The organism is Paenibacillus sp. 2KB_22 (assembly GCF_052115745.1).
Lineage (GTDB): Bacteria > Bacillota > Bacilli > Paenibacillales > Paenibacillaceae > Paenibacillus.
Genome location: NZ_JBFRHG010000036.1, coordinates 1 through 421, shown reverse-complemented (window position 1 = coordinate 421; position 421 = coordinate 1). Strand labels below are relative to the sequence as shown.

Sequence of the window (421 nt, the reverse complement as noted above, 5' to 3'; positions counted from 1 at the left end):
CATCGTGGTCGTAGGCGTAGCCGTCGCCATAGCCGAGGGTCTTCATCAGCTTGCTCGGCGCGTTGAGGATATGGGCCGGCGGGGTGAGGCTGCCGGTCTCCTTGGCGGCGCGGCGGGCGGCCTTGTAGGCGGTGTAGACGGCGTTGGACTTGGGCGCGCTGGCCATGTGCACGACGGCCTGGGCCAGGGCCAGCTCGCCTTCCGGGCTGCCCAGGAAGTCGTAGGCGTCCTTGGCCGCCGTGGTCAGCAGCAGGCTCAGCGGATCGGCCGCGCCGATGTCCTCGCTGGCCATGCGCACCAGGCGGCGGGCGATGAACAGCGGGTCCTCGCCGCCCTCCAGCATCCGCGCCAGCCAATAGAGGGCCGCGTCGGGATCGGAGCCCCGCACCGACTTATGCAGGGCCGAGATGAGGTTGTAGTG

1 pseudogene is annotated in these 421 nt (G+C 70.1%); it reads right to left on the bottom strand.

Annotated features, from left to right (window positions below):
- Nucleotides 1-421: pseudogene (locus tag AB4111_RS31190) on the bottom strand (replication-associated recombination protein A); the annotation flags it as partial.